Annotated in this window: 7 protein-coding genes; 5 read left to right on the top strand and 2 right to left on the bottom strand. The window is 66.7% G+C overall.

Annotated features, from left to right (window positions below):
* The first annotated feature begins 353 nt into the window (after positions 1-353).
* Positions 354-1367: an NAD(P)H-quinone oxidoreductase gene (locus HMPREF3088_RS02640; RefSeq protein ID WP_070758294.1), complete on the top strand. Its 1014-nt coding sequence runs from the start codon at positions 354-356 to the stop codon at positions 1365-1367.
* A gap of 27 nt (positions 1368-1394) precedes the next feature.
* Here the strand turns inward: HMPREF3088_RS02640 and HMPREF3088_RS02635 are convergent, their stop codons facing one another.
* Positions 1395-2711, bottom strand: coding sequence for an aminotransferase class V-fold PLP-dependent enzyme (locus HMPREF3088_RS02635; RefSeq protein WP_070758296.1), 1317 nt, complete (start codon positions 2709-2711; stop codon positions 1395-1397).
* 654 nt (positions 2712-3365) lie between these two features.
* On the opposite strand from HMPREF3088_RS02635, the gene HMPREF3088_RS02630 reads away from it, so the two are divergent.
* From HMPREF3088_RS02630 to HMPREF3088_RS02615, 4 genes are all read left to right on the top strand, one after another.
* Positions 3366-4232 (top strand): galactan export ABC transporter permease subunit Wzm/RfbD, encoded by an 867-nt coding sequence (locus tag HMPREF3088_RS02630; RefSeq protein ID WP_012361173.1) that lies wholly within the window; start codon positions 3366-3368, stop codon positions 4230-4232.
* Between the two features lie 42 nt (positions 4233-4274).
* Positions 4275-5069, top strand: a complete 795-nt coding sequence (locus HMPREF3088_RS02625) for a galactan export ABC transporter ATP-binding subunit Wzt/RfbE (protein WP_070758293.1) — start codon at positions 4275-4277, stop codon at positions 5067-5069.
* A gap of 610 nt (positions 5070-5679) precedes the next feature.
* The gene (locus tag HMPREF3088_RS02620; protein ID WP_246818010.1) at positions 5680-6702 is read left to right on the top strand and encodes an endonuclease domain-containing protein; all 1023 of its coding nucleotides are present in this window, start codon (positions 5680-5682) and stop codon (positions 6700-6702) included.
* Positions 6703-7099: 397 nt separating this feature from the next.
* The gene (locus HMPREF3088_RS02615) at positions 7100-8395 is read left to right on the top strand and encodes a galactofuranosyltransferase GlfT1 (RefSeq protein WP_070758292.1); all 1296 of its coding nucleotides are present in this window, start codon (positions 7100-7102) and stop codon (positions 8393-8395) included.
* A 74-nt stretch (positions 8396-8469) separates the two neighbouring features.
* On the opposite strand, the gene HMPREF3088_RS02610 is transcribed toward HMPREF3088_RS02615, so the two are convergent.
* The coding region (locus HMPREF3088_RS02610; RefSeq protein WP_070758291.1) for a heavy metal translocating P-type ATPase at positions 8470-9868 on the bottom strand (1399 nt) is incomplete at its 5' end.

The following is a 9868-nucleotide window of genomic DNA, read 5'->3' as shown; positions in this document are numbered from 1 at the left end:
TATGTCGTGACTTCAGACACCTCTACTTCCGCTGATAGAGATCCCCAGGTAGCACCAGCTACCTGGGGATTTTCGCATGCTGCACCGCTTGCGTTTTTGCTGCCTGCCTCGGCTCCCAAAGTTCCTGCTAGCGCACGAAAAACTGCCCAACGCACGAGGGCGTCGGTACTTCCCGACGGGCGCCGCCATCATGCGGAGCTGGGGACATATTGAGCAAACAACGGGCACACCCCCGACAGATTGGGCAAAAATTGGGCAATTAGCGGGCACAAACTGGCACGCGCACCTAGCCAGCACGAGGGCATCGGCCGAATCCGGGGCCCGTGTCTGCAGCCGTTGCTAGGCTGGGCGCCATGACTTCCACCAGCACAAACACCGCCCACGCCATCATCCAAACCGACCCGAAGGACCCCAGCTCCCTCGAGTGGCAGGCCATCGACAAGCCCCAACCCGCCGAGGGCGAGGCCCTGGTCCGCATCCACTACGCCGGGCTCAACCGTGCCGACACCCTGCAAGCCCAGGGGCACTACCCGCCGCCAAAGGGCGTGACGGAGACGATCGGTTTGGAGGCCGCCGGCGTCGTCGAAAATCCGAACGGTGCGACGAAGGCAGACGGCACCCCGTGGCAGGAGGGCGAGGAGGTCGCCGTCCTGCTCAGCGGTGGCGGTTACGCCACGCACGCGGCCGTCCCCGCAGGTCAGCTGATGCCGATCCCGAAGGGTTACAGCCTCGCGGAGGCCGCCAGCGTCGTGGAGGTCGCGTGCACCGTGTGGTCAAATGTTGCGGACATCGCGGGGCTGCGCGAAGGCGAGCTCGCCCTGTTCCACGGCGGCGGCGGGGGCATCGGCCTCTTCGCCACGCAGTACGCCCATGCCATCGGAGCGAAGGTCGCGGTGACCGCGAGCAGCCAGGCGAAGCTCGACGTGTGCCGCCGCTACGGCGCAGACACGCTGATCAACTACAAGGAGGAGGACTTCGCGGAGGTGCTGCGGGAGCTCGGCGGCGCGGACGTCATCCTCGACATCATCGGCGCGAAATACCTGGACTCCAACGTCAAGGCCCTGGCGATGGACGGCCGCATGGTGATCATCGGCATGCAGGGCGGGGTGAAGGGCGAGCTCAACATCGCCCGCCTGCTCAACAAGCGCGGCACGATCTCCGCGACGGGGCTGCGCTACCGCGATGCCGAGGATAAGGCCCGCATCGTGCGCGGCACGCTCGAGGAGATGTGGCCCCTGCTCGAAAGCGGGAAGATCAGCCACCACATCGACCGCACCGTCCCCATTCAGGACGCCGCCGCGGCCCATCAGGCACTGTTGGCAGGCGAGGTCACCGGCAAGGTGGTCTTCGAGGTCCCGCAGGATTAGGGCCCCCTCACCCAAGCCGGGCTGCGGCTAGCGCAGGCTCGCGACCGCGCGGAGCAGGCGATTCACATCGCCGACCGTGTTGTGCACGCTCAGCCCCACGCACACCGCTCCCGTGCTGGACTCGAAAACCCCCATCTGCTCCAGCAGCTCCGAATCACCCGGGGGAATCACACTGGTGACCACACCCTGCGCGAACAAGCGGTCGTGCACCGCCTCCGCCGGCACCCCATCGATGAAGAAGCTCAAGCGAGGGATGCGCTCCACCGAGTCGTAGTCGAAGTGCTCCTCGTACTCCCCCTCCAGGCCAATGACGTGCGCCCCCGGCAGACCGTGCAGCCCATCAACCACCATCCGGGCCAGGCCGTGCACGTAGTCCTCCGCCAGGGGAAGCCCGCCACGCAGGCGACGTCGACGCGTCCCCCGCAGGGAGTCACCCTCCGCATCGGACGCCAGGTCCGCCAGGTGATCCACCGCCGCGGACACCCCTCCGAGCAGACCCTCGCTCAATCCGCCCAGTTCCAGCCACTCGCGGGCGCGCTCCACCGACGGGTGCACCGCGCCGCGCAGCGCGAGACCACCCGGGCCGGGGGCAACGTCCTTATGAGCACCGAAACGGGCCGCCGCGCGGGCGCGGGACTGGCGCGGCGGGTGCGGGAACAGCTCCCCCATCAGCTCCACCGACCGGAAGACCAGCGCACCGATCGACGGACCGCCGATGGTCGCGACGTCCAGCGCCAGGACGTCCGCGCCCAGGTCAGCGATATCGATCACGTGGAACGGGGCGACGGCGTTCGCGTCGACGACGAAGATGCCGTCCGACTTTGCGTGCACGGTCCGGCCGATCGCGGCGACGTCCGTGACCGTGCCGACGTGCTCATTCGCGGCTGCCACCGCGACGACCGCGGTCTCCGGGCTGACCAGCTCCGTGTACTGCCAGGCGGGGAGGACGCCCGTGGACAGGTCGGCCTCCGCCCAGCGGACGTCCGCGCCGTAGAGGTCGGCGGCGCGCAGCCACGGGTCGATGTTCGCACCGTCGTCGACGCGGGAGAGGACGACCTGGCGGCCCAAGCGCAGGCGGTGAGACAGGCTCTCCGCGAGCTGGCTGATCAGCTGCGTGCGCGAGCTGCCCAGGATCACATGCTCCGGGCGAGCGCCGACCAGGTCCGCGATCGCGACGCGGGCAGATTTGATGTGGCTTTCGCCGATGCGCGTGCCCGGGCTCGCGGCGCGGCTGTGTTCCCCGTGGGTTTCCTCAATCGGGGCGGCCAGTGGGGCAGAACGGAAGGCGCGCGAAACCGCGCCCGAGACGCGCTCGGGTAGCTGCGGGTCCGTCGCTGCGTTCATATAGACCCAGCCGTCGGAAAGGGAGGTGTACAGACCACGCACCCTGGGATTGTCGAACCGTGCGTTGTCGAACAAGCCATCTCCCTTCCTGGAAAAACTACTGGCGCCGGCGTGAGCCGGGGTGCCGGTGGGGCCGTGGTGCCGACGTCTCTAGCAACACCGTGACCCCACGGCGCTCGCGGCGCGGCGTCACCGGGCACGACGCCGGACGCTGGCACCGCGCGTTGGCGCCGAGCGGAACCAGGCGCTGACGTCCTAAGGTCCTGGCGGCTGGCACCGGACGCTGGCGCCGAGCTCTGACACCGACCGGAACCAGGCGCTGACGTCGTAGCAAACCAGCGACCATCGGCACCGGCGTGAAACCGCAGGCCAACCGCATCCGCGGCGACCCGGGCTCCGTCACGCCAAAACAATACCAGCGCGCCCTGACAACGTCCGCCCCAGAAGCCAAGGGCGATCCGGCCTGAACCCGAGAGTTGCTCCGCCCGCCGCCTCAGGAGCGGCGCCGCGGGCTCACGGCCAGCTCAACCGCGATTCCGCTGCGCACAAAGCGCAAACTGCAGCGTGACACGCGTCGCAACATCAGAGGCCGCGCGGGCAGCCCCGGCGCGCTTGAGCGACCGTGTCCGCACCTCCTACTAGAATGCGATACTCATGACAGACCTCAGCAGGATCACCGCAACCCACGACGGCGACATCCCAGCCTCGCGCTCGCAAACCTTCGCCGCCGCCTGGGACGATCTCACACGGGGATTCCAGCAGCGTGAGCTCTGGCTCGCCCTCGGCTGGCAGGACATCAAGCAGCGCTACCGCCGCTCCGTCCTGGGCCCACTGTGGATCACCATCGCCACCGGCGTGATGGCCGCCGCCCTGGGCCTGCTGTACTCCCAGCTCTTCGGCATCGACGTGGCCGTCTTCCTGCCGCACGTCGCCGTCGGCCTCATCATGTGGGGCTTCATCGCCGGCTGCATCAAGGAAGGCGCGGAGGTCTTCATCTCCAACGAAGGCCTGATCAAGCAGCTGCCCTCCGCCCTATCCGTGCACGTCTACCGGCTCGTGTGGCGGCAGTTCCTCTTCCTGCTGCACAACCTCGTGATCTGGCTGGCGCTGCTCGCGATCTTCCGCATCCCCGTCGGGTGGGAGGTGCTCCTGGCAGTGCCGGGGCTCGCTCTGCTCATCATCAACGGCGTGTGGGTGACCATGTTCTTCGGTATCGTCGCGACCCGTTTTCGCGACGTCGCCCCGTTGCTCGACTCCCTCGTCCAGCTGGCCTTTTATATGACGCCAATCGTGTGGACCGCACAAACCCTCACCGATCAAGGTGGTGCGGTCGCCGAGCGGGCGGCGCTGGCCAAGCTCAACCCGCTGTACCACTACCTGGAGATCGTGCGCGGGCCGATGATCAACGTGCCAGTCGAGGCGTCCTCCTGGTACATCGTGATCGCCATGACCGTGGTGGGCCTGGGCCTTGCCCTGCTGGCCATGCGGAAGTGGCGCTTCCGGGTTAGCTACTGGGTGTAACAAGGCGAACGGGTTGGCGTCCTAAAAAAAGAAAGAAAAAGAATGAAGCAGCAAGTCAGCATCGACACCTACAACGCCTGCGTGGATTTCCCGATCTTCGACGCGAAGACCAGGTCGCTGAAGCACACGTTCCTGGGTGCGGCCGGTGGCGCGATCGGGCGAAACGAGTCCAACACCGTGATGGTGGAGGCGCTGAAGGACATCAACCTGCACCTGCAGGACGGCGACCGCGTGGGCCTGGTCGGGCACAACGGTGCGGGTAAGTCCACGCTGCTGCGGTTGCTGTCCGGGATTTACGAGCCAACACGGGGGTCCGCCGTGGTGCGCGGGCGCGTGGCGCCGGTGTTCGACCTGGGTGTGGGCATGGACCCGGAGATCTCCGGCTACGAGAACATCATTATCCGCGGGCTGTTCCTGGGGCAGACGCGCAAGGCGATGAACCGGAAGATGGATGAGATCGCGGAGTTCTCGGAGCTGGGGGATTACCTCGCGATGCCGCTGCGGACGTACTCCACCGGTATGCGCATCCGTTTGGCGCTGGGCGTGGTGACCAGCATCGATCCGGAGATTCTGCTGCTTGACGAGGGCATCGGTGCCGTGGATGCGGCGTTCATGGCGAAGGCGCGGTCGCGGCTGGTTGAGATGGTGAAGCGCTCGGGCATCCTGGTGTTCGCTTCGCACTCCAATGAGTTCCTGGCGCAGCTGTGCGATAGCGCGCTGTGGATTGATCACGGTGAGATTCGGCAGGCCGGGGCAGTGGACGAGGTCGTGGAGGCCTACGAGGGGCCCGAGGCTGGGCAGCACGTGCGCAACGTCCTGCGCGACTTGGGGCGGTAGCTTTCGGGGCTTGGGCTCGGGTTACCGGGGATTGCTGGAGGCGGGGGCTTGGTCCCGGGGCGGCTGGGCAAACGCCGGTTTTGGGCCGTGGCGTGTCAAAAAACCGGCAGAACGTGACACGTGACGGCCCAAAACGGGGGCGCACCTGCCCGTGTTAGCGGGAGCAGCCATGATGGCAGCCCTTGACCCCGCCTTGGCATCCACCGCTGGTTTTCGGCTGTCTTGGGGCAAACGCCGGTTTTGGGCCGTGGCGTGTCAAAAAACCGGCAGAACGTGACACGTGACGGCCCAAAACTGCATTCATCTGCCCGGACCGGGAACCAAAGCGCCCGCCGGATTGTCTAATAGCTAAGAAACCAACAGCAATTCACCTCGACTGGCCCGACACTCAGGGGCTACCAGGGGACATCACTGAGCGGATATCGCTGCGGGGGATTCACTGGCGCTCTAGCCGGAGTGCTACGCCCGGGGAGCGAACACGTGGGGACAGCCAGGCAAGCGCACGTGGGGAGTGAGACAGCCTGGCGAGCGCGCCCTGCTCACCACGCGCGATAGCCGCGCACCTGGTCGGCGGGCTGCCCGGCGAAAGAAACGGGGGGGACCAATGCTATTGCCGAGCAACTTCACGAACCGCAGGTACCAGGAGGTGCCCCACACCTGGAAACAGCTGCAAGAGCTTGGGGTTACCCGCACCATGCTCCATCGATACTTCGAGCCGTGCACCTTTAAGACTTGGCTCGCGAAGCCACCCGAAATTCTTCGCGCTCTGGAACTGGCCCAAACCGCGAAGCAACGAGCTGCGATTCTCGAGCGCCACGCCAGCCGCCCTCCGCTGGAGTTTCCGCACGATGTTCGGGTTCGCGGGCATTTCATGGCTCATCCATCCTGGATCGCAGGCGGGATCTCTGCCCTGGCGATACAGGGATTTCCGTACTTCCACGAGGGTCAGCCGGCTCAGATGATCACACCGAGCTCGCGGAAAAGCGCACAGCACCCAAGACAAGCTCGACGAAGCACGGTGAAGGTGTCATTCGAGCCCATCATTCGTCACGACAGACTCCTGCCGAACCTACCGCTGGCTCCGCTACCGATCGCGGCCAGTCAGTTCCTAACTAGCATCTGCCAGCAAAAACACACCTGGTACAGCGCCCAGCTTCCCCGCATCAAACCCAGCCATCTCCGCATCGTTCAAGGAGCCGACGCCCTGTGCACCTTCACAAATCTCACTCCAGCTGAACTTATCGCCCAGGTCAACGATGTGCTCCCCGTCTCCCGCGAGGTGCAACAGGTAGTGCTGAAGCATGGTGCGCTCGGTGCTGACTCCCCACCCGAGACGTGGCTGCGTCTTCTTCTCAAACCTGTGCTGCCAGATCTGGAGGTCCAGGTGCGGATTGCGGACGCAGACGGCCCCATTGCGACTGCTGATCTTGGCTCGTGGGAAACCCGACTCATGATTTTCTATGACGGCGCGTATCACTCGTCGTCCGACCAGCGCGAATGGGATACCGAAGTGAATACACGCCTGACCGCCCTTGGCCTCACCCCGTTGAGGCTGAGCGCCCGAAGCATGCGCGATCCAGAGCGAGTGCTGGACCGGGTGCGCGCCATCATCCGCCACAAGTCTCGAGGCTGAGGTTCCCGGCCCGGTTTCGGGCCGTGCCGTGCCACAAAACAAACAAAACCTGACACGATACAGCCCAAAACCGGAACAGGGAGCCGGGCACGCGCAGCCCGACGCGCATCTCCAGGGGATGGGGCACGTACGGGCACACGGGCACACGGTTGGGAACACGGGAGAAACGCATGGCCGGGTGCGCACAAACGCGGTTTCGGGCCGTGCCGTGCCACAAAACAAGCAAAACCCGACACGCTACAGCCCAAAACCGGGTGCGGGTGGGGTGGAGCGCAACCGGGTGAAGTGCAAGGAGCACGGGCTCATGCTCGGCCCCACGCCAACGCAGGGGCGCGGGCACGGGCCAGCCCGGCGCGCGCCGCCAGAGCCCACTCACCGAACAGGTAAAGTGGCACCCATGAAATGCGCGCTCCGAGGACTCAAAAACGCTGCCACCAGCAACATCGCCCGCCTCACCGGCTCCCAGGGCAACACCACCAGCCACACCGGCACCCCAACCCCGGGCGTCAGCCGCGCCACCACCGGCTCCCACACCAGGGCCGCAGGCCACGCCGAACCCAACCCGGGGCGCTATGCCATCGACCCGCGCGGCACCATCGCCGCCGTGATCGTCACCCACAACCGCGTTGACCTGCTGGAACGCAGCCTCGACATGGTGGCCAAGCAGACCCGTCGTCCTGACTGGGTCATCGTCGTGGACAACGGCGCCGACCCCGCGGTCGAAACCCTGGTCCACGCGAAGCTCGGCGGGGAACCGCAGTCCCGCCGCGCGTCCGCGGAGATCGCCGCCCGCCGTTTCGCGGAGATCCAGACCGTCGGGGCCGCCATCACGAAGGCGTCCGACGAAGCCGACGACGTCCCGACCACCGCCGACGCCGCCACCAACAACAACGACGACGCCACGACGTCGACGTCCGCGTCCAGCTCCGGCGCGTCCGGTTCCGCCGGCGACGTCCCCCAGCGACGTCCCCGCCCGATGTACCTGCCCAGCCGCACGAACCTGGGCGGCGCGGGAGGCTTCGCCCTCGGCTTCCTCGCGGCACTGGCCCTGGGCGCGGACGCCATCTGGTGCGCCGACGACGACGGCCGCCCCGCCGACGAGAACGTCCTCGCCACTCTGCTGGACGTCGCCGAACGCGAGCAGCTCGCGCAGGTATCTCCGCTGGTCACGAACATCAACAACCCGGATCGCCTGGCGTTCCCGCTGCGCCAGGGCCTCACGTGGCGCCGCCGCGTGTCCGAGCTGGAGGGGGATTTCCTGCCGGGCATCGCGAGCCTCTTCAACGGCGCGCTGATTTCCGCCCGCGCGATGGAGATCATCGGCGTGCCGGATTATCGGCTGTTCATCCGCGGCGACGAGGTCGAGTATCACCGCCGCATCGTCCGCAGCGGCCTGCGCTTCGGAACGAGCCTGACCTGCGCTTATGCGCACCCGGACGGCTCGGAGGAGTTCAAGCCGATTCTCGGCGGGCGCATGCACACGCAGTACCCGGACGGCCAGTTCAAGCGCTACTTCACGTACCGCAACCGCGGTTACCTCATGTCGCAGCCGGGCATGCGGCGGTTGCTGCCGCAGGAGTACGCGCGCTTCGCGTGGTTCTTCCTGGTCCAGAGGAAGGACGTCGCCGGCTTCCGCGAATGGCTCCAGCTGCACACTTTGGGCCGTCAGGAGCGCTTCGAGCGCCCGGAGTAGCAGGGCTGAAGCCCAGAGGAAACTGGTCCAAGCCTCGACCGGCCCAGAAAGGGCCGGCCCCCGCCCAGCGGGCCTTAGGTCCGCACGGGTCGCAGCAGCGTCATGGCGATCACAATGACCAGCAGCACGCTCGCCTCGTGGACCAGCATGCCCACCGCCATGGTCACGCCACCGAGGAACACTCCCAGCAGCAGGACCAGCACCGTTGCCAGCGCGATGAAGATGTTCACCCGCATGGTGCGTGCGGTGCGCTTGGCCAGGATCAGCGACTGAGGAAGCCTCGTGAGCCGATCGGCCATGAGCGCGATATCCGCGGTCTCGATGGTTGCCGGCGACCCGGCCGCGCCCATCGCCACGCCAATCTCGGCGGTGGCTAGCGCGGGCATGTCATTCACGCCGTCGCCCAACATCGCCACGGTGTGGCCCTCAGACTGCAGCCCGCGGACCACGTCCACCTTCGTCTCGGGCAGCATGCCTGCGTGGAACTCATCGATGCCCAGCTCGGCAGCGACGTTGCGCGCCACCGGTTTGGCATCACCCGTTGCCATGACGACCTTCACCCCGGCCTTGTGGAGTGCCTCCACCGCAGGCCGCGCTTCTGGCCGTACCTCGTCAGCCACGGCCACCACGCCGGCCGGCGCACCGTCCACGCCAACGATCATCGCGGTCTTGCCCTGCTCGTTGAGCTCGGCCACCGCTGCCAGGGCGGCATTAACGCCGCTCGCCGCATCATCCAGCAGCTCGGCAGTGCCCACGGACACTCGGCCGACACCCGGCACGGTTGCTGTGATCCCCTGGGCCACCACCGGATCGGCGTCCTGAATATCAGCGACGAATCCGGCCTCACGCACGCTCCGGTCCACCGCGCCTTCCACAATGGCGGCGGCCAGGGGGTGCTCGGAGGCGCTCTCCACGTCCGCGGCAATCTGGAGGATTTCCTTTTCCGACCAGCGCGAACCCGGCAGGGTGCGCACATCGGTCAGCGCCGGGCGGCCAAGGGTCAGCGTGCCCGTCTTGTCGACGACCACGGCGTCCACCTTCGCGGCCTGCTCCAGGTACTCGCCACCCTTGATGAGAATGCCGTCGCGGGCCGCGCGCCCGATACCGGCCACGATGGACACCGGGATACTGATGACGAGCGCGCCTGGGCAGCCGATGACCAGCAGGGTCAGGGCGAGCTCCGTGTTGCGGGTGATCAGGCCGACCAGAATCGCGCCGATCATGACGGCCGGCGTGTACCAGCGGCTGAATTTCTCCAGGAAGGTCTGGGTTTTCGCGCGGTCATCCTGGGCGTCCTCGACGCGGTGAATGATCTTGGCCAGGGTGGTATCCGAGCCGATGTCCACAGCCTCGACGCGCAGCGCGCCGCTGCGCAGCCAGGTGCCGGCGAAGACCTGGTCGCCGTCCTTCTTCTCTGCGGGGATGGATTCGCCCGTGATGGCTCTGTTGCAAAAATCGTGAAGCTTGAGCATG

The sequence above is a fragment of the Corynebacterium sp. HMSC22B11 genome (genome assembly GCF_001815965.1).
Taxonomy (GTDB): Bacteria; Actinomycetota; Actinomycetes; order Mycobacteriales; family Mycobacteriaceae; genus Corynebacterium.
The sequence above is the reverse complement of the archived record's forward strand: the minus strand, read 5'-3'. Positions and strand labels throughout refer to the sequence as shown.